The sequence below is a fragment of the Thiothrix sp. genome (genome assembly GCF_028714775.1).
Taxonomy (GTDB): domain Bacteria; phylum Pseudomonadota; class Gammaproteobacteria; order Thiotrichales; family Thiotrichaceae; genus Thiothrix.
The window spans coordinates 21,787-41,288 of sequence record NZ_JAQTLS010000012.1; the positions used below are offsets into that span (position 1 = coordinate 21,787).

The 19,502-nt window shown below is 52.0% G+C and carries 15 protein-coding genes; 10 read left to right on the top strand and 5 right to left on the bottom strand.

Features of this window, described 5'->3' with window-relative positions:
• Positions 1 to 19: 19 nt before the first annotated feature.
• Positions 20 to 1,639 carry an NAD(P)/FAD-dependent oxidoreductase gene (locus tag PHE17_RS12530; RefSeq protein WP_301016203.1) on the top strand — a complete coding sequence of 540 codons (1,620 nt, stop codon included), beginning with the start codon at positions 20 to 22 and terminating at the stop codon, positions 1,637 to 1,639.
• Here the strand turns inward: PHE17_RS12530 and PHE17_RS12535 are convergent.
• Positions 1,611 to 2,171: a protoglobin domain-containing protein gene (locus tag PHE17_RS12535; RefSeq protein ID WP_301016204.1), complete on the bottom strand. Its 561-nt coding sequence runs from the start codon at positions 2,169 to 2,171 to the stop codon at positions 1,611 to 1,613. The genes PHE17_RS12530 and PHE17_RS12535 overlap by 29 nt on opposite strands.
• 300 nt (positions 2,172 to 2,471) lie before the next feature.
• Here PHE17_RS12535 and PHE17_RS12540 point away from each other — a divergent pair, with 300 nt between their 5' ends.
• On the top strand, positions 2,472 to 5,243 hold the full coding sequence (locus PHE17_RS12540; RefSeq protein WP_301016205.1) for a 2-oxoglutarate dehydrogenase E1 component: 2,772 nt from the start codon (positions 2,472 to 2,474) through the stop codon (positions 5,241 to 5,243).
• A gap of 186 nt (positions 5,244 to 5,429) precedes the next feature.
• Positions 5,430 to 6,671, top strand: a complete 1,242-nt coding sequence (locus PHE17_RS12545) for a Fic family protein (protein ID WP_301016206.1) — start codon at positions 5,430 to 5,432, stop codon at positions 6,669 to 6,671.
• Here the strand turns inward: PHE17_RS12545 and PHE17_RS12550 are convergent.
• Positions 6,638 to 7,405 (bottom strand): hypothetical protein, encoded by a 768-nt coding sequence (locus PHE17_RS12550; RefSeq protein ID WP_301016207.1) that lies wholly within the window; start codon positions 7,403 to 7,405, stop codon positions 6,638 to 6,640. The genes PHE17_RS12545 and PHE17_RS12550 overlap by 34 nt on opposite strands.
• 134 nt (positions 7,406 to 7,539) lie before the next feature.
• On the opposite strand from PHE17_RS12550, the gene PHE17_RS12555 reads away from it, so the two are divergent.
• Entirely contained in the window at positions 7,540 to 7,800 is a 261-nt protein-coding gene (locus PHE17_RS12555; RefSeq protein WP_301016208.1) for a DUF1778 domain-containing protein, read from the top strand.
• Entirely contained in the window at positions 7,791 to 8,294 is a 504-nt protein-coding gene (locus PHE17_RS12560) for a GNAT family N-acetyltransferase (protein ID WP_301016209.1), read from the top strand. The genes PHE17_RS12555 and PHE17_RS12560 overlap by 10 nt, the downstream gene beginning before the upstream one ends.
• 211 nt (positions 8,295 to 8,505) lie before the next feature.
• Here the strand turns inward: PHE17_RS12560 and PHE17_RS12565 are convergent, their stop codons facing one another.
• Positions 8,506 to 9,513, bottom strand: a complete 1,008-nt coding sequence (locus PHE17_RS12565; protein WP_301016210.1) for a hypothetical protein — start codon at positions 9,511 to 9,513, stop codon at positions 8,506 to 8,508.
• A gap of 117 nt (positions 9,514 to 9,630) precedes the next feature.
• Positions 9,631 to 13,314 (bottom strand): methionine synthase, encoded by a 3,684-nt coding sequence (gene metH, locus PHE17_RS12570; protein ID WP_301016211.1) that lies wholly within the window; start codon positions 13,312 to 13,314, stop codon positions 9,631 to 9,633.
• A gap of 194 nt (positions 13,315 to 13,508) precedes the next feature.
• Between metH and PHE17_RS12575 the strand changes: the two genes are divergently transcribed.
• Complete coding sequence (locus PHE17_RS12575) at positions 13,509 to 14,435, top strand: phosphoribulokinase (RefSeq protein WP_301016212.1); 927 nt, start codon at positions 13,509 to 13,511, stop codon at positions 14,433 to 14,435.
• Between the two features lie 62 nt (positions 14,436 to 14,497).
• Here PHE17_RS12575 and PHE17_RS12580 read toward each other — a convergent pair whose 3' ends face one another.
• Complete coding sequence (locus PHE17_RS12580; RefSeq protein ID WP_301016213.1) at positions 14,498 to 14,845, bottom strand: hypothetical protein; 348 nt, start codon at positions 14,843 to 14,845, stop codon at positions 14,498 to 14,500.
• Between the two features lie 158 nt (positions 14,846 to 15,003).
• Between PHE17_RS12580 and PHE17_RS12585 the strand changes: the two genes are divergently transcribed.
• The 4 genes from PHE17_RS12585 to lptE all read left to right on the top strand — a co-directional run bounded on the left by PHE17_RS12585 (position 15,004) and on the right by lptE (position 19,496).
• Entirely contained in the window at positions 15,004 to 15,570 is a 567-nt protein-coding gene (locus PHE17_RS12585; protein ID WP_301016214.1) for a TMEM165/GDT1 family protein, read from the top strand.
• A gap of 106 nt (positions 15,571 to 15,676) precedes the next feature.
• Positions 15,677 to 16,222, top strand: coding sequence for a hypothetical protein (locus PHE17_RS12590; RefSeq protein ID WP_301016215.1), 546 nt, complete (start codon positions 15,677 to 15,679; stop codon positions 16,220 to 16,222).
• Between the two features lie 167 nt (positions 16,223 to 16,389).
• Positions 16,390 to 18,993: a leucine--tRNA ligase gene (gene leuS, locus PHE17_RS12595; RefSeq protein ID WP_301016216.1), complete on the top strand. Its 2,604-nt coding sequence runs from the start codon at positions 16,390 to 16,392 to the stop codon at positions 18,991 to 18,993.
• Positions 18,993 to 19,496: an LPS assembly lipoprotein LptE gene (gene lptE, locus PHE17_RS12600; RefSeq protein WP_301016217.1), complete on the top strand. Its 504-nt coding sequence runs from the start codon at positions 18,993 to 18,995 to the stop codon at positions 19,494 to 19,496. Before leuS ends, lptE begins: the two co-directional genes overlap by 1 nt.
• The last annotated feature ends 6 nt before the right edge of the window (positions 19,497 to 19,502 follow it).

Genomic DNA, 19,502 nt, shown 5'->3' on the forward strand with positions numbered 1-19,502 from the left:
AGCCATAAGCTGTCGCCCCATGATACGCATTACCGAACTGCGCCTGCCGCTGGAACATCCCGCTGAAGTATTGCCCGCCGCGATTGTGCAGCGTCTTGGCATTGCGCCTGCCGATTTGCTGGAGTTCACCGTTTTCAAGCGCGGTTATGATGCCCGTAAGCGCGACGCTATTGTGCTGGTCTACACGATTGATGCGGCGCTACGCGATGAAACCAGTGTTTTGGCGAAATTTGCCGACGATAACCACGTTTCCCCCAGTCCTGATACCACTTACCGTTTTGTTGCCCAAGCGCCGGAAAACCTGTCGCAACGTCCGCTAGTGGTCGGTTTTGGGCCGTGTGGGATCATGGCAGGTTTGGTGTTGGCGCAAATGGGTTTCCGCCCAATCATTCTGGAGCGTGGCAAAAAAGTCCGCGAACGTACCAAAGATACATGGGGTTTGTGGCGCAAAGGCGAGCTAGACCCTGAATCGAATGTGCAATTCGGCGAAGGTGGGGCGGGCACGTTTTCCGACGGCAAGCTCTACAGCCAGATCAAAGACCCCAAGCATTACGGGCGCAAAGTCTTGACTGAATTCGTCAAAGCAGGCGCACCGGAAGAAATCCTCTACCTCAGCAAGCCGCACATTGGCACATTCCGTTTGGTAAAAATGGTGGAAAACATCCGCCACGAAATTGAACGTTTGGGCGGCGAAATCCGTTTCAAGCAACAAGTCACCGATGTCTTGCTCGAACACGGACAGTTGCGCGGGGTGGTGCTTGCCAGCGGCGAACAAATCTATTCCGACCATGTGGTGCTGGCGTTAGGGCACAGTGCGCGGGATACCTTCACCATGTTGCACGAACGCGGCGTGTTTATGGAAGCCAAGCCGTTTTCGGTGGGTTTCCGCATCGAACACCCGCAAGCACTGATCGACCAAGCACGTTTCGGTAAACACGCGGGCAATGAAAAGCTGGGTGCGGCGGATTACAAGATCGTGCATCACGCCAAGAATGGGCGTTCGGTGTACAGTTTCTGCATGTGTCCGGGCGGGCAAGTGGTGGCGGCTACCTCGGAAAAAGGGCGGGTTGTAACCAATGGCATGAGCCAATATTCCCGTGCTGAACGCAATGCCAACGCGGGAATTGTGGTCGGTATTACCCCGGATGATTACCCCGGTGGGCCATTGGCAGGGTTGGAATTCCAGCGTCAGTGGGAATCCCGCGCTTATGAACTCGGCGGTGGCAATTATCTCGCGCCGGGGCAGTTGGTGGGGGATTTCATCAAAGGCATTGCTTCCACCCAATTGGGGACGGTCGAGCCGTCTTACCAACCGGGCGTACACCTGACTAGTCTTGACAGCAGTTTGCCCGGTTACGTGATTGAAGCTGTCCGCGAAGCCTTGCCTGCATTTGAACGCCAGATCAAAGGCTTTTCCCTGTATGACGCAGTGCTGACGGGGGTGGAAACCCGCACATCAGCACCGTTGCGTATCACCCGTGGCAAAGACTTGCAATGCCTGAATGTCAAAGGCTTATATCCGGCAGGCGAAGGCGCAGGATACGCAGGTGGTATCCTTTCTGCCGGGGTGGATGGTGTCAGGATTGCGGAAGCTGTGGCGCAAGCAATGCTTAGCGGTAAGCCCGCGCCAGATTGTTGAACAGCACCCGGCTCATGCCAGTGATGCGCAGGAATTTTTCCAACTCTTCCGCCATTGAAGAAGATTGGTAAGATTCCTGCATGATCAGCAAGGAAAAGCCACACGCCGCATTGAGTGCACGGATAGCCTTAAGCATTTTCTCTTGGTTATCGGCGTAAATTTCACCGAAGATGCGGATCAGTTCAGATTGGATAATGACCATTGCGCCCGCCATGAATTCTACTGGCAGTTTCACCTTGACGTGTACATCACCCACTTTGTAGAGCTTACGGGTGTAATCTTCGCCAAAGTCGCTGGTGAATAGCTCGTTCAGCCATGCCACATGGGTTCTTTTTAAGTCTTCAATGCGCCCTTCGAGGAAGGTGTGGGTTTTGGGGATTTCTTGTAGGCTCCCGTAAAAGGTGTTGGTCACTTCTTGAAGCCGCCCGCTGACATCGGGATAGACTTGCTGCAACACCGCCATTTGCTGCTCATCCAGACCGGAAAACTGTTTCGCGTAGCCGCATAGGGCTTGCATATCAATATCCTGCATACCAATCTCCTGTCACAAACAATCCTTGTTAGCGTTGTGTGGTTTATTTTCGTTATTACTTAGGGGCGCAACGCACCCGCAATCCGTGCATATTGTATACATCAGTCACCAAAGTATAGGAGCTATCAGACGAGATGCAGCGGATTTCTGATGAAGCTGGCTAAAATGTTGCTGTGCGCTATTAATCTGCCGTCTATCAGCTATAATGCCCGACTCTTTTTACAAACAAATAATATACACAACAAGCACCGATGTTGGTCGTAACCTTTTTTCCAACAGGCTAGGCTGGAGCGTAAATGCATGAAAAACCATCAATCTATGGATGAATCTTTTCTCGACGGCGAACATGCAGTCTTTCTCGAACAACTCTATACCCAATACCAGCAAGACCCGCGCAGTGTGGATGCACAGTGGCAGGCATACTTCCAACAACTGGAAACAGCCCCCGCACTTACTCCGGCAGTTCTGCCAGCGGAAGACAGCGCGATCATGGAACACCGCAGCCTGCAATTGCGCGTTTCCCGCCTGATCAATGCCTACCGCTATTTGGGGCATTTGGAAGCCGACACCAACCCGCTGGGCGATTACGCTTATAAGGTCGGTGTACCGCAACTGATGCTGGAACACCATGAGTTGGAAAATGTTGATCCCGACACCCTGTTTAATCCCGGTTCGTTCAATATTAAGGCCAAGCCAACCCTCGGTAATATTCTCCGCGCTTTGCGCACCACGTATGTTGGGACGACCGGCTTTGAATATATGCACATTCTGGACGTGCAGGAAAAACGTTGGTTGCAACGCCGTATCGAACCCGAAATGGGCACTGGCAAACTGAGCCATCCCGAACGGCGCAAAATCCTTGAACAACTGACAGCAGCGGAAGGTTTCGAGCAATACTTGCACCGCCGCTACGTTGGGCAAAAGCGTTTTGGTCTGGAAGGCGGCGAAAGCCTGATCCCTTTGCTGCAAACCCTGATCCACGAAGGTGGTGCACAAGGCTTGCAAGAAATCGTCATCGGCATGGCACACAGGGGGCGCTTGAACGTGCTGACCAACGTGCTGTGCAAACCCGCTGGGGATTTGTTCCACGAGTTTGAAGGCAAGGTGGATGAAAGCTATACCGGCGACGTGAAATACCACAAAGGTTACGCCTGCGATGTCAGCACGGCGGGTGGTTCGGTGCATCTGGCTTTGGCATTCAACCCCTCGCATCTGGAAATCGTCAGCCCGGTGGTGGAAGGTGCTGTCCGCGCCCGCCAAGACCGTCGCCAAGACCGCGATGGTAACCAAGTGCTGGGCATTTCCATCCACGGTGACGCAGCGTTTTCCGGGCAGGGCGTGGTGATGGAAACCTTCAACATGGCGCAAACCCGTGGCTACCGCACCCGTGGCACGATCCACATCGTCATTAACAACCAAATTGGTTTCACTACCAGCACGGTATCGGATAGCCGTTCTACCTATTACCCGACCGACGTGGCGAAAATGATCAATGCGCCGATCTTCCACGTCAATGGCGACGACCCGGAAGCCGTGGTCTACGTGACCAAAGTGGCGCTGGAATACCGCCAGTTGTTCCAAAAAGACGTGGTGATTGATCTGGTGTGTTACCGCCGTCTGGGGCATAACGAAGCCGATGAGCCGAACATGACCCAGCCAGTAATGTACGGGATTATCCGCAGTTTGCCTTCGACCCGCGCCAAATATGCCGCCAAGCTGGCAGAAGATGGCGTGGTGTCGCAAGCGGGTGCGAGTGGTTTGGTGGATGCCTACCGTATCAAGTTGGCAAACGGCGGGATTACCTGCTGCAACAGCCAGACCCGTTCAGGTTTACCCGCAAAATTGCAGACCCATTGGAAACAGTACCGGGGGCAACGCTGGCGTCAAGAGATTGATACCACTTGCCCACTTGAGCGCATCCGGGAGATCAGTGAGGGTTGGGTAAGCGGCATTCCGGCAGATTTCGTGGTGCATCCGCGTGTCCTTAAAGTCTTGGAAGCACGGGCGGCCATGGGGCGCGGCGAACAGCCTGCCGATTGGGGCTTTGGGGAAAACCTTGCCTACGCAACCCTCTTGGCAGAAGGGTTTGAAGTACGCCTTTCCGGGCAGGATTGCGGTCGCGGCACATTCTCCCACCGCCACGCGGTTTTGCACCATCAGCAACGCCGCGAGCAATGGGTTCCGCTCCAACATACTGCTGAGGGGCAGGCCAAATTTACCGTGATCGACTCGGTATTATCAGAAGAAGCGGTACTGGCGTTTGAATACGGCTACGCCACCGCCGAGCCGGAAACGCTGGTTATCTGGGAGGCGCAATTCGGCGACTTCGTGAACGGGGCGCAAGTGGTCATCGACCAGTTCATCAGTTCCGGCGAACAGAAATGGCAGCGCTTGTGCGGCTTGACCATGTTCCTGCCACACGGTTTGGAAGGCCAAGGGCCAGAACATTCCTCCGCCCGTTTGGAACGCTTCGTGCAAATGGCGGCGCAGGAAAATATGCACATCTGCATCCCATCCACCCCCGCGCAGGTTTTCCACATGCTGCGGCGGCAAATGATCCGCAAATACCGCAAACCGTTGATCGTGTTTACGCCGAAAAGCCTGTTGCGCCATCCGCTAGCCGTGAGCACTCTGGATGATTTCAGCGTCGGTAAGTTTGAAGTGGTGCTGGATGATGCTGACATCAGCGACGTGGAAGCCAAGGAAAAAGTGCGTCGTGTGATCCTGTGCAGCGGCAAGGTTTACTACGACCTGCTGGAAGAGCGGCGGGCGCGGGCTTTGAACGACATTGCCATCGTGCGCATTGAGCAGCTTTATCCGTTCCCGGCGCAGGAATTGGTGGATGTGATGGAATATTACGCGAACGCCGAAGCGGTCATCTGGTGTCAGGAAGAGCCAGTCAATCAGGGCGCGTGGAACGGTATCAAGCACCGTTTCCAAGCGTATGACTACGCCAAGGTCGTGTGCGTCAGCCGTCCGGCAATGGCGGCTCCGGCTGTCGGTTCTTTGTACATGCACCAGCGCCAGCAAAAGGCATTGGTACGTGAGGCATTGGGGCTGGATAACGACTGATTTTTGACTAAAAAATGAGCAAATCAAGCGGGCATGTAACGTTGCATTGCCCGCGTAAAATAAATTTCACAATTTTGTAATATTTTTTGATAAGTGGTAGTCAGTATACCGCAAAGGCTTCCTATACTCTGGTACGACATAAGTAATCTTTTCCCAACACACCACAGCACTGAACAAGGAGTGTTCATGTTGAAAGACGCTATTACTCAGGATAGAGAAGAAATCCAGCATTTCTGGCACCGTTTTTTCAGCGATACAAGTTTATATGAGGGTATCCTTGTCTCGGCACAATGCCTGTTCGACAGGATGCTAGAGATGGGTGAGGAGTGCCATGCCCTGCAATGGATGCAGGAGTGTGATGTGCGAGGCTTGCACACATTGGAGAGCCGTTTTCCGTACCGCTCCCCTAACAGTATCAAGGAAAATTGTTACTCCCGCGCTTCGGTGATGGAAAAGGATAAAAGCCTGTCGATGCGCTTCCATGCGCTGGTTCCGCAGATCGTTGAGGAATACAAAGGCTCGTTTATCGACCAACTGCGCTGCATCCATTTTCTGGGGATGGCGGGTAATGAATCCATCATGCTTTACCCATCCCAAACACGGCGGCTCCAGTCCGATGCGGTAACGCGGATTGCGGGGGAAATCAGGAATATTCCCACTGGCTTTGGCGATTACCGTTTTAATGCGCCAAGCCCTGCTAATCTTGATGCTTTGCTATCGGTGTATACGCGCAAGGTGGAAAGTCTTTTGGGGGAAGTTGACCGGCAATCGGTCTACCATTTCGTGAGTTTTGCCCAGTATTATTTCGCGGTGCTGCACCCTTTCTATGAACGCTGTGGGCGTACCAGCGAAGACCTGATGTACCTGCTATTTGAACAGGTGGGGATCGGCAAACGTTACATCTCCTGTGCGGGCAACCGCGCTTCACCGCTGGCGCACGAACGCATGGGCATGATCAATACCGCTGTGGAAGGCTTTAACCAAAAGATTGCACGGCATTTTGGCCTTGATCCGCAAGGCATACACACTACCCCCGATATTTACCGCGCTTTGACCGCTACGTATTTCCCCGAGCAGTTTGAACAGGTTTATGCCAATGAGCCTGCCCGCCCTTATTATTATGCGCACCCACTGCCGCAAATCTTGCCTGCCTATTACTTCCTGATGGAAGCCTTGCTGTTTGATGAGTTGAACAGTTTTAGTTTGGATGCGCCACCAGCGCACATTGTCCAACTGGGTCAGCACTTACGGGAAAAGGGGCAAAAAGAATACCTTGACCCATCCGCTGCTTACGCCCAGAACATCCGTTTGCTGGATGTCCTACACGATTTGTCAGGTTCCCCGTCTTATGGGGCAGGGATTAGCACCGGCATGGGATTCAGTAACGGACAAAGCTATACGCCGATCCGCGTAGAATTGGTTCCTTGATCAAGGCTTCGCCGCAGGCTATCCAGCAGTTGCGGCGCAGGTGCGGTTTCCTTGGCAGGTTGGAAAACACCCGGTAATTTCGCGGCGGGGGATTTGATCGGTGTAGGTTTCCCCCACGTTTTCCCCCAATCATGGGTGGTATATTGGTAAAAACGCTGCTGTTCGCGCCCGTCACGCTCAAGGTTGGCAACACCGATCAGCGCCCCGTTGCCATCTTTGTCGATATTGAAATCGTGTAGGCTCAGGTATTCACTCGCCCACAGCGGCTGGTTCAAATCCTTCGGGAAACCCATCTTGAGGCAGTCAATGCTGGCAAGCTGCTTCTTGCCGCGTAGCACGGTATATTCATCGCCCGGCCCTTCAATTGCCCACATGCTGAACAACATAATGCGGTCGTAAGCGGGCGTGCTATAAATACCTTCGACTGTGTGGCCTGCGGCAATCGGGTAGGTATGCCATTGATCCCCCTGTTGGATGAACATGACCGTGCCAAGCTGCTCCAATCGTTGCCCCACCAGTATCGGTAAGGTCACGCCATTGACCGTATAGCCGTGCAGGGAACCGCTTTCGATCAGCATCTGCACCATTTCCCGGCTGGGATTGGCTTCTTGCCCACACTGCCAGCTTTCCTGCCAGTAAGTGTCCGGCGCTTGCCTGTCCGCGAGGGCAGGGGTGGTGGTCAGCAGTGCCGCCGCCAGCGTGTAGCATAATGCGGCGTATCCAGACTTTTGCATACATACTTCCTTTGTACCGATGAAAAGTAGCGATTCATGTTAGGGTTTTTAGTGTGGACATTCAAGGCGGTGTGCTTGCATCGTAACGTTAATCGGCGTATGTTTTTGTCATACATGATTTAAGGGTGAACCTGATGACAACTTCTATACTGAGTGTGCGTGTCAGTGAAACAGAGAGAAATTTGCTGGAAACGGCTGCCAAATACGCCCATACCAGCCTTAGCGATTTTGTCCGGCGCAAAGCTTTGGAGTCTGCTGAGATTGAAATGATGGGGCGGGTAGTGGTCGAAATATCTGCTAAACACTGGCAAGATTTCGAGGCATGGCTCAACACACCACCGCAAGCGATACCTGCATTACAACGTATTGCGGGGATGAAGCCTGCATGGGAATAAGCAAGCCACGTCCGTTGAGCGAAGATGACAACCGTGCCGAATTTGATTGTGGCAGGGCTTCGTTGAATGAGTGGTTTCAACGCCACGCATGGAAAAATCACAAAGCGGATATATCGCGTACCAATATTGTGTGTGACACCGAAACAGGAAAGATAGCGGGTTACGTCACGCTGCTTGCCGCAGAAATACGCCGTGAGTTTTTGGTCAAGACGCAGCAACGTAATAAACCAGAGGCGATTCCAGTTATTTTGCTGGGGCAATTGGCAGTCGATACCCACTATCAAGGGCAATGCTTGTCAACGTCATTATTGTTCTTCGCTTTTAAAACGGTGTTGCGTATTGCGGATGTGGCAGGTTGTTACGGTTTGATTACCCATCCGTTGGATGAATCAGTACGGGCTTTCTATCAACACCACGGTTTTCAGGATATTCCGTATGACCTGGAACGTGCCATGATGGTTCGGATTGCGGATTTGCGGGCAAGTGGGTTTTAGTGATTTAGATAAGTAACTGCCCAAAATTTTTCATATGCCACGATGAATAGAAAATATTTATAATAACAATAATTAATGATTTAAGTGTCAGATTGTGTTGTTTTATTTTTTGATTTTATGTTTGTGCTCGCGTCAGTTTATTTGATGGGTTGATTTTTAATTAAAATTAAATCAAATGCGATGACTGAAGTTTTGATGGGGTTTTTTGTGATTAATTTATTGGTGCTGTGACTTTTCCAAAAGGCATGTTATAATTGTGCCCCCATATTTTTAGGTTGCCACTCGTTTTTAATTCCAGCGTGTAGTTTTTTATTTTGTATGAGGAAAAATGATCGTCAGAATGAGCAGTTAATGTAAGTTCGGTTCCAGGTCTAGCAGCGGTTTTTCCACTTTCGGATATGCTGAAAAATGATGGGAAATAGATATTTCTTCTTTCTTTTGAAGGATTGTGCCAATCTTTTTTATTGTACAATACGTCATATGCTGCTTGTTCAATTCTTTGTGTATATGGTCTTACCATCCTTTCAATGGCGAATGATCCACGATCTGCATGAGATGATGGATTTCTGTGTGTGATCCATTCTTTAATTTCTTCTTTTGTATAATTTGCCTCATTAAATCCTTGCAAAAATTGATAAAGTTTATGATCTAGCTGAGATATTTTCCGATTAAATGCCAATTCAAAGAATCTCATGTAATCTCTATATCTACCCATATAGTTTTTGTGGCAAAGTGCCTCTGATAGTAGAATTACTCCATTTAATCTATCATTCAGGAGGTCTTGATGTATATTTTGACATTCACGAACACTGAAATATTCTGTGATGGTTGGGGTTCCATGTATTTCGTATCCTGATGTTTCATTTAGCCACTCGAGTTCGCTTGGTGTTTCATAAGCAAATAAAATATACGGAATGGGAGAAAATAATTCTTTTGATGATTTTGTTATAACAGAAAGTAGGTTTGCTTCTTTTTCAATATATTGTTCAGCAAGGTGTATTTTGCTCAATGGAAGTATGATTTCCCTAGTGTCATTAAGTGCTGGATTTTTATCTAGTGTGATTATTGATGAAATTAAAACATGTAAAATTCCATCTTCGAAGAATTGATGTTGACCTACTATTACCTCGGCATTATGAGGATGTGTGATCCAGTTCTTTACTTTTATTTCTTTTTCTGCTTCAGGTAATTTTACGAGAACATTTCTAATAATTTTCATTCTATATTCTTGCCTAGATAGGTTTAATTTAAGATCAGGCTGATAAGATGACCAGCCTGAATGATCTCAAATATAACAATGCTTTAATATGGACTTCAATATCAGTATTCAAGTGTGTCAAGCCTCATACCCCAACACCGGAGCTAACCACCGTTCCGCTTCCGCAACCGTCATTCCCTTACGTTTGGCATAATCCTCCACCTGATCCCGCGCAATGCGCCCGATACCGAAGTAACGTGATTCAGGATGGCTGAAATACCAGCCCGACACCGAAGATGCCGGATACATCGCAAAGGAGCTGGTCAGTTGCATTCCGGTATTCGCTTCCACATCCAGCAACGACCACAGCGTGGCCTTTTCGGTGTGGTCAGGGCAAGCCGGATAGCCTGGGGCAGGGCGAATCCCCTGATATTTCTCGGCAATCATCGCGTCATTATCCAGCGTTTCATCCGCCGCATAACCCCAGAATTCCTTGCGCACGCGCTCGTGCATCCGTTCTGCCAAAGCTTCCGCCAGACGGTCACACAAGGCTTCCAGCATAATCGCGCTGTAATCGTCGTGCTTTTCGCGGAAGGCTTTCAAGTGCGACTCAATCCCAAAGCCCGTACTCACCGCAAACACGCCCATCCAGTCCGCCTTGCCGGACTCGACCGGAGCAACAAAATCACCCAGACAGAAGTTCGGCTGTTGCCCGTTACGCTCCATCTGCATCCGCAAATTGTGCAGTACCGTCAGTTGCTGGCTGCGGCCTTCATCGGTGTACAGCACCACATCGTCACCTTGGGCATTGGCGGGGAAGAAACCCACCAGCGCTTTGGCTTGCACCCATTTCTCTTCCACCAACTTATGCAGCATCGCTTGGGCATCAGCATACAATTTGGTTGATTCTACGCCCACGACTTCATCCGTGAGGATGTCAGGGAAACGCCCCGCCAATTCCCAACTACGGAAAAACGGCGTCCAATCAATCCGTTCCACCAATTCCGCCAATGGATAATCGTTGAACACGAGGGGAGAAGTGGCTTGTGGTTTCGGTGGCGTGTAATTCGCCCAATCCACCTTAAACCCATTCGCCCGCGCTTCCGCTAGACTCACCAACTTACGCTCAGTCTGATTCGCCGCACGCTTCACGCGCACTTGCTCGTATTCCGCCCGAATACCCGCCACATAATCCGGCTTTTGTTCTTTGGAGAGCAGCGCACTCGCTACGCCCACGGCACGCGACGCATCCGGCACATACACCACGATGTCGTTCTTGTACTGCGGCTCAATCTTCACCGCCGTATGAATCTTGGAAGTCGTCGCCCCGCCAATCAGCAATGGCACATGGAAATCTTGCCGCTGCATTTCTTTCGCCACATGCACCATTTCATCCAGCGACGGCGTAATCAAACCGGAGAGGCCGATAATGTCGACCTTCTCATCCCGAGCCACTTGCAGGATTTTTTCGGCGGAAACCATCACACCGAGGTCGATCACTTCGTAGCTATTGCACTGCAACACCACGCCGACGATGTTCTTGCCGATGTCATGCACGTCGCCTTTCACGGTTGCCATGAGGATTTTGCCGTTGGCTTGCACCTCGCAACCAGCCTTTTCCAGTTCCATGAACGGGTCAAGGTAAGCCACCGATTTTTTCATCACGCGGGCAGATTTGACCACTTGCGGCAGGAACATTTTGCCCGCCCCAAACAAGTCGCCGACCACATTCATGCCATCCATCAACGGGCCTTCGATGACCAGCAACGGACGACCGAGTTTCACCCGCGCTTCTTCGGTGTCTTGATCCACGAAGGCATCAATGCCTTTCACCAGCGCGTGTTCGAGGCGCTTTTCGACAGGCCAGCTACGCCATTCGAGGTCTTCTTTCTTCTCTTCGGTCTTGCCGTCGCCTTTGTATTTTGCGGCAATATCCAGCAAGCGTTCGGTCGCACCTGCATCCTTGTTCTGGATCACGTCTTCGACGGCGTTACGCAATTCCGCTGGAATATCGTCGTACACCGCCATTTGCGCCGCATTCACAATCCCCATATCCATACCAGCCTTGATCGCATGGTAGAGGAACACGCTATGGATGGCTTCGCGCACCGGATTGTTGCCCCGGAACGAGAACGACACGTTGGAAACCCCGCCGGAAATGTGCGCGTAGGGCAGGTTTTGACGAATCCAGCGCGTGGCTTCGATAAAGTCCACCGCGTAATTATTGTGTTCGTCGATACCCGTAGCGACCGCAAAGATGTTCGGGTCGAAAATAATGTCTTCGGGCGGGAAGCCGACTTGCTCGGTGAGAATTTTGTAAGCCCGAGCACAGATTTCGATCTTACGTGCTTGCGTATCCGCTTGGCCTTGCTCGTCGAACGCCATGACGATCACCGCAGCCCCGTAACGGCGCACCAGTTTGGCTTGGTGGATGAATTTTTCCTCGCCTTCCTTCATCGAAATCGAGTTGACGATGCCTTTACCTTGGATGCATTTCAACCCGGCTTCGATCACGTCCCATTTGGAGGAGTCGACCATGATCGGTACGCGGGCAATGTCCGGTTCAGACGCGATCAGGTTGAGGAAGCGGGTCATTTCTTTTTCCGCGTCCAGCAAGCCTTCGTCCATATTGATGTCGATCACGGGTGCGCCGCTTTCCACTTGTTCCAATGCGACTTGCAGGGCTTCGTTGTAATTGCCTTCTTTAATCAAGCGTTTGAATTTGAGGGAACCTGTAACGTTGGTACGTTCGCCCACGTTCACAAACAGGCTGTTTGCGCCGATGTTGAACGGCTCCAGCCCGGAAAGGCGGCATTCTTTGGCGAGTTCCGGTGGTTTACGCGGCGCAATTCCGGCAACGGCGTCAGCGATGGCTTTGATGTGCGCAGGCGACGTGCCGCAGCAGCCGCCGACGATATTCAGGAAGCTACTTTGCGCCCATTCACGGATGTGTACAGCCATCGCTGCGCCATCCATGTCGTATTCGCCCATTTCATTCGGCAAACCGGCATTTGGGTGGGCGGAAACGTGTGAAGCGCACACACGCGACATTTCTTCGACATACTGGCGTAACAGGTCAGGCCCCAGTGCGCAGTTTAGCCCGAAGGAAATCGCATCGGCATGTGCCAGCGCATTGTAAAATGCTTCGGTGGTTTGCCCGGAAAGGGTGCGCCCGGAAGCATCGGTAATCGTGCCGGAAATCATGATCGGCAATTCGATCCCGTCTTCGTCGAACACTTGCTTGACCGCAAACACGGCTGCTTTGGCGTTGAGCGTGTCGAAAATGGTTTCGATCAGGATTATGTCCGCGCCGCCTTCGATCAGGCCACGGGTCGATTCCATGTAGGCTGTCACCAGTTCGTCGAAGGTAACATTGCGGAAGCCGGGGTCGTTTACGTCCGGTGAAATGCTGCATGTGCGGCTGGTCGGCCCCAATACGCCCGCCACGAAACGAGGTTTATCCGGCGTGCTGTATTCGTCCGCTACCGAACGCGCCAGTTTCGCTGCCGCTACGTTGATTTCGTAGGACAATTCCTGCATGTCGTAGTCGTGCATGGAGGTGCGTGTGGCGTTAAAGGTGCAGGTTTCGAGGATGTCCGCGCCCGCCGCTAGGTATTGGGCGTGGATGCCGCCGATGATGTGCGGTTGGGTCAGCACCAGCAAGTCGTTGTTGCCTTTGACATCGGAATGCCAATCGTGGAAGCGTTCGCCCCGGTAATCGGCCTCCTGAAGTTTATGGCGTTGGATCATCGTGCCCATCGCGCCGTCAAGGATCAAGATGCGGTTGGCAAGGGCTTGCTGGAGTTGGGTAGTTCTGCTCATCGTCGTATCATTTGTGCATTTCAAATCAAGGCGGCTATCGTACCAGAATGTGCGGGGCATGGCACACGTCACATTTTGCGGCTTCCCTATGCACAATGGGCAGTTTTGCGCTGAAAACCGATGGTTTATGCTTTAGGATTGCAAGAAATATCCATGATTAATCAGCAACCACCACAGATTTAAGAGGTTAGCGCATGTCAGCAGAGTATCCTATTGTCGCGATTACGGGTTCGTCCGGTGCGGGTTCTTCTACTGTTATCAAAGCGTTGGAACGCATTTTCTGGCGCGAACGGGTCAAAGCCGTGTATATCGAAGGCAGCGCCTTCCACCGCTATGACCGTAAAACCATGCGCGAAGAAATGCGCAAGTCCAAGGAAGCAGGGCGCATCCTGAGCCACTTCGGGCCAGACGGCAACCATCTGGACAAACTGGAAACCTTGTTTGTGCAATACGGCGCAACGGGCACGGGCATGAGCCGCCATTACCTGCACACCAAAGAAATGGCAGCAAAATACAGTCAGGAACCCGGCACATTCACCCCGTGGGAACAAATGGACGGCGACAGCGATTTGTTGCTGTACCGTGGTTTGCACGGCGCCGTGGTCGCGGGTGACATCAATATTGCCCAATACCCCGACTTAAGCATCGGTATGGCACCAAACGCCAATCTGGAATGGATGCGCAAAATCCAACGTGATACCGCAATGCGTGGTTACTCCAAGGAAGAAGTGCAGGCATCCATTTTGGAACGTTTGCACGACTATGTGCATTACATCACCCCGCAGTTCTCACGCACCGACATCAATTTCCAAATGATCCCGGTGGTGGACACTTCCGACCCGTTTGGTGATGAGGAAATGCCGACGGCAGACGAATGCTACCTTGTCATCCATTTTGGCAAGAAATTCATGCCAGACTTTAAGCCGTTACTGGCGGATATTCCGGGCGCATTCATGTCCCGCCGCAGCACGCTGGTAGTCTCCGGCAGCAAGATGCTCGCTGCGATTGAGCTGATCCTATTACCTATCATCCACGACCTGATCAAGCAAAGCCGCCAATTGCGCAATATCACCGACGTGCCAAAAGACCGGGGTGCTGGTTTGCTGGGTGTGGAAGAATAAACACACCCTCACCAACAAGGCGCTGCCCGTATTAAAGGGTAACGCCTTGGTGGAACTTCACCTTACTCGGAAGGCCACAGTGGTGGCACGTAAGACGGTTTCAGGGAAGGTTGCGGTGGGTCATACTGTTTGAGGTCAGCAGGGTCAACCGTGCAGTGCGGGTCGCAACCGCTTAAATCTACTGGGGGTATGGGGTCTGCGGCGGTGTCGAAGCCTGCACCTGCTGATGCAGCCGCGTCTTCATAGTCGCCTGAATTGGCATAACCTACGGCATCTCCACTCGTACTTTCTACCCCAACGGCTGCGTTATAGGCTTCGCCGTCTTCCTCATCTTCTGCCCAACACGGGGCGGTGTTAACGGCGAACAACAATGCGGCGCTGATAAGCAAGCTAGGTATGAAACTCTTCATTGGATTACTCCCTTTTTTATTGGACATCTTCATTCTAAGCCTGTGATGGTTGGGTTCTGCTGACTTATGTCACACGCTGGCAGGTGTTGGTGCAAAGCTGGACATCCTTCCGGTCGTTTGTTTAAATCCAGTCCCCGTTCTTTGGATATGTTCTGCTCATGGAAGCTTTTCTCGTTTCAACTGGTATCGTTGCATTGGCAGAAATGGGGGATAAAACCCAACTGCTGTCTTTGGTTCTCGCCGCGAAATTCCGCCGTCCTGTCCCGATTATCCTCGGTATTTTGGTTGCCACTTTGTTTAACCACGCGGGTGCGGGGGCGATTGGCGCATGGCTGACCGCCGTGTTAGGGACGGATGTGCTGCGCTGGGTATTGGGTTTGGGTTTTCTGGCAATGGCGGTATGGATCATGATTCCCGACAAGCTGGATGACGATGATGCCAACGTCGATACCTCGCATTACGGGATTTTCACTACCACGGTGATTGCCTTTTTCCTCGCCGAAATGGGTGATAAAACCCAAATTGCCACGATAGCACTGGCAGCGCAGTATGCCTCGCTCGTGTGGGTGGTGGCAGGTACGACGTTAGGTATGATGATTGCCAATGTGCCAGCCGTATTGCTGGGTGACAAAATGGCGCACAAACTGCCGCTGAAGGTGGTGCATGGTGTTGCGGCAGTGATCTTTGCCGCATTGGGTGTGTTGGCGCTGCTGGGTGTCGGGTAATTACGACACTAGGGTGATTTTGGGGGAATCTATCTGTCGTTTCTATGGCAACTTCATGTACACTCTATGGCAGTGTCAGGTCGGGTAGCATGGAGGGAAGCTAATCATGGACGGAGTGTTTGTAAAGACCCCTAAAGGGCGCGAAGAAGTTGAAACCAAAGCAGGTGGGCTGCTTCCAGCCATAAGGCGTGTCCTGATTTATATTGATGGCAAACGCACCACCGATGATATGCGGATACTCCCCGGCATTACCGACATTCATCAAGTCCTGCGCCAGCTAGAAGCGGATGGGTATATTGTACCTGTGAGCAGTTCCCCCGCACCTGTTGTTACTCCTGAAACTCCTGCCGTCCATGCCCCCGTCCCCGCCGATGCGGTTGTTAAGGTGGCTCTGTCAAACACACTGTTCCGCCCCTTACCGACTGATAACAACCCGACACAAGTGCAGCTTGCGCGTAATTTTATGGTCAATACCCTGAAGGCATTTGTGGGTGCATTCGGCGTCACGGGTTTGGTTGATCGGCTAGAACATTGCCATAACCATGCTGATCTGCGGGCGTTGTTCGATGAGTGGCATCAGGCCATCATGACCTCACGCCAAGGGATGCGCGAAGCGGATAACCTGCGCAGCAAACTGCTGGAAGTTATCTGAAAATTTTCCGGCGATTGTCCCTGTTCTGTGTGCGGAATTGCCCTACTTGTTAAGCTATAATCCATCGTTTGCGGCGCAAGTTACTGGCTTATTGCCAGTAAGCTTTGTATGCTTCGCCCACTTTTAAGCAGCTCTTTTTTCAACGCCCCTTGCCGATGAGTAGTGCCATGCAGGAACAGTACAACCATAAAACACTGGAACCGGAAGTCCAACAATTCTGGGAGGCCAACCACACGTTTGAAGTGACGGAAGACCCAGACAAGGAAAAATATTACTGCCTGTCGATGTTCCCTTACCCCAGCGGCGTACTGCACATGGGGCATGTGCGTAACTACACCATCGGCGACGTTATCGCCCGTTTCCAGCGGATGCAGGGCAAAAACGTATTGCAGCCGATGGGCTGGGATGCTTTCGGCCTGCCTGCGGAAAACGCCGCCATCAAGAACAATACCGCCCCGGCAGCGTGGACGTACAAAAACATCAACTACATGCGCAACCAGTTGAAATCCATGGGCTTGGGTATTGATTGGTCTCGCGAAGTTGCTACCTGCAAACCCGAATACTACCGCTGGGAACAATGGTTTTTTACCCAGTTGTATGAAAAAGGGCTGGTATACCGCAAAAAATCCACCGTCAACTGGGATCCGGTTGACCAGACAGTATTGGCAAATGAGCAAGTCATTGATGGGCGTGGCTGGCGTTCCGGTGCACTGATTGAACAACGCGAAATTGACCAGTGGTTCCTGAAGATTACTGCCTATGGCGATGAATTGCTGGAAGAAATCGGCAAAATGCCGGGCTGGCCCCAACAAGTGCGCACGATGCAGGAAAACTGGATCGGGCGTTCCGAAGGGGTGGAACTTGATTTCGGTGTTGCGTTGGCTCCTCTTACTGAACAAAGTAAGCTGACCGTTTTCACCACCCGCCCTGATACGCTGATGGGCGTCACTTACGTGGCGGTTGCTGCCCAGCATCCGCTGGCGTTGAAAGCGGCAGAAACCAACCCGGAATTGGCAGCTTTCATCGAAGAATGCAAACAGGTCAAAGTTGCTGAAGCCGATATGGCAACGATGGAAAAGAAAGGTGCGGCGACTGGCATTAAGGCTATCCATCCGATAACGGGTGAGTCCGTACCTATCATGGTTGCCAACTTCGTGCTGATGTCGTATGGCTCTGGTGCGGTCATGGCAGTTCCGGCGCATGACCAACGTGATTGGGAGTTTGCCAAAGTTTACGGCTTGCCCATCAAACAAGTGATTGCTCCAGCAGATGGGAGCGACATTGACCTGAGCGCTGCGGCGTTTCCTGAAAAAGGTGTACTGGTCAATTCCGGTGAATTTAATGGGTTAAGCTCAGAAGCGGCATTTGAAGCCATTGCTAATGCCTTGTCAGCAAAGGGGAAAGGCCGTCTCCGGGTGAATTTCCGTCTGCGTGATTGGGGTGTTTCCCGCCAACGCTACTGGGGTTGCCCAATCCCGATTATCTATTGTGATGATTGCGGGGCAGTGCCCGTACCGGAAAAAGATTTGCCGGTGGTATTGCCGGAAGATGTTACTTTCGATGAAACTGGCGGTTCCCCGATCAAGCGGATGCCGGAGTTTTACCAAACCACATGCCCTTGCTGCGGCAAAGCGGCGACCCGTGAAACCGATACCTTTGATACCTTCTTCGAGTCGTCTTGGTATTACGCCCGCTATACCTGCCCTGATAGCCATGCTGCGATGCTGGATTCCCGCGCCAACTATTGGTTGCCGGTAGACCAGTATATCGGTGGGATTGAACACGCCATCCTGCACTTGCTGTATTCGCGCTTCTTCCACAAGCTGATGCGTGACAACGGCTTGGTGGATTCGGACGAACCTTTCACTAACCTGCTGACCCAAGGGATGGTCTTGGCGGAAACCTTCTACCGCGAACGTGACGGCGGTGGGCAAGACTGGTTTCCACCCAGTGCGGTCAATATCGAACGCGATGACAAAGGCCGGGTGACGGGGGCAACACTGCTGGAAGATGGGCAAGCGGTTGCGGCAGGCGGCATTACCAAAATGTCCAAATCCAAGAACAATGGTGTTGACCCGCAGGAAATGATCGACCGTTACGGCGCGGATACCTTGCGGTTGTTTTCGATGTTCGCTGCTCCCCCCGACCAGAGCATGGAATGGTCGGATTCCGGTGTGGAAGGTGCGCAACGTTTCCTGCGTCGCCTTTGGAAACAAGTGGTTGACCACGTTTCTTTAGGTAGTGCCGGAGCAGTCAATACGGCTGCGTTGGATGATGTACAGCAAGCTTTGCGCCGTAAGGTTTACCAATCCCTGCAAAAAGTGGGTGATGATATGGCACGTCGCCATACCTTCAATACCGCTGTTGCCGCGAACATGGAGTTGTTGAACGACATCGCCCGCTTTGCGGATGAGACGGCACAAGGGCGTGCGGTGCGGCAAGACGCGCTGGAAAAAGTGGTGCTGATGCTTGCCCCGATTACCCCGCACATTTGCCATGCACTGTGGCAGGCATTGGGTCATGATGAAGCCATCATCGACACCTTGTGGCCGGAAGTGGATAGCGCCGCACTGGTGCAAAACACGCTGGAGCTGATCGTGCAAGTCAACGGTAAAGTACGCGGCAAGATTCAGGTGAGTGCTTCGGCGGGTGAGGACGACATCAAAGCGACCGCACTGGCAAACGAAAATGTGCAAAAATTCCTTGAAGGCATAACCGTTCAGAAAGTGATTGTGGTGAAAGGCCGTTTGGTTAACATAGTGGCAAGTTAATGAAAAAGATAGCATTCCTATTGGTATTGGTGGTTTGGTTAGCGGGATGTGCCGAACCGTTCCACTTGCGTGGAAGCAGTCCGTTACCGCAACTGATGCAGAATATTTACCTACAAGGTGTCGACCTGCAAAGCGACTTCGGCCTTGCCTTGCGTGATGGGCTGCAAAGTGCTGGGGCAAGCATCAAGCAGCAAGCGCAAGATGCTCCCGTTTTACTGACGATTAGTGAATTGCGCGAAAACCGTATCGTGTCGGGTTACTCTTCAACCCGGCAGGTGCGTGAGTTCAACCATACGCTGGATGTCACTTTTCGTGTCAGCGGTAAGGAGTTGGGCGAGGCACAGGAACGTTCCGTGCATGTGGAACGTTCCCAAGTTTACAACGGCACTTACGTGCTCGGGGCAGCGGAAGAGGAAGCCACAATCAAGCAGGAAATGCGCCGTGAGGCGGTGCGCCTGATGATCCTGCGCTTGCGGGCAATAGCGCCGCAAGCTGCCAAGTGACTACCG

What these genes read in the sequence shown, in the direction of transcription:
- PHE17_RS12530 (WP_301016203.1), top strand. Translation starts at nt 20, where the DNA reads ATGATACGCATTACCGAACTGCGCCTGCCGCTGGAACATCCCGCTGAA.
- PHE17_RS12535 (WP_301016204.1), bottom strand. Translation starts at nt 2,171, where the DNA reads ATGCAGGATATTGATATGCAAGCCCTATGCGGCTACGCGAAACAGTTT.
- PHE17_RS12540 (WP_301016205.1), top strand. Translation starts at nt 2,472, where the DNA reads ATGAAAAACCATCAATCTATGGATGAATCTTTTCTCGACGGCGAACAT.
- PHE17_RS12545 (WP_301016206.1), top strand. Translation starts at nt 5,430, where the DNA reads ATGTTGAAAGACGCTATTACTCAGGATAGAGAAGAAATCCAGCATTTC.
- PHE17_RS12550 (WP_301016207.1), bottom strand. Translation starts at nt 7,405, where the DNA reads ATGCAAAAGTCTGGATACGCCGCATTATGCTACACGCTGGCGGCGGCA.
- PHE17_RS12555 (WP_301016208.1), top strand. Translation starts at nt 7,540, where the DNA reads ATGACAACTTCTATACTGAGTGTGCGTGTCAGTGAAACAGAGAGAAAT.
- PHE17_RS12560 (WP_301016209.1), top strand. Translation starts at nt 7,791, where the DNA reads ATGGGAATAAGCAAGCCACGTCCGTTGAGCGAAGATGACAACCGTGCC.
- PHE17_RS12565 (WP_301016210.1), bottom strand. Translation starts at nt 9,513, where the DNA reads ATGAAAATTATTAGAAATGTTCTCGTAAAATTACCTGAAGCAGAAAAA.
- metH (WP_301016211.1), bottom strand. Translation starts at nt 13,314, where the DNA reads ATGAGCAGAACTACCCAACTCCAGCAAGCCCTTGCCAACCGCATCTTG.
- PHE17_RS12575 (WP_301016212.1), top strand. Translation starts at nt 13,509, where the DNA reads ATGTCAGCAGAGTATCCTATTGTCGCGATTACGGGTTCGTCCGGTGCG.
- PHE17_RS12580 (WP_301016213.1), bottom strand. Translation starts at nt 14,845, where the DNA reads ATGAAGAGTTTCATACCTAGCTTGCTTATCAGCGCCGCATTGTTGTTC.
- PHE17_RS12585 (WP_301016214.1), top strand. Translation starts at nt 15,004, where the DNA reads ATGGAAGCTTTTCTCGTTTCAACTGGTATCGTTGCATTGGCAGAAATG.
- PHE17_RS12590 (WP_301016215.1), top strand. Translation starts at nt 15,677, where the DNA reads ATGGACGGAGTGTTTGTAAAGACCCCTAAAGGGCGCGAAGAAGTTGAA.
- leuS (WP_301016216.1), top strand. Translation starts at nt 16,390, where the DNA reads ATGCAGGAACAGTACAACCATAAAACACTGGAACCGGAAGTCCAACAA.
- lptE (WP_301016217.1), top strand. Translation starts at nt 18,993, where the DNA reads ATGAAAAAGATAGCATTCCTATTGGTATTGGTGGTTTGGTTAGCGGGA.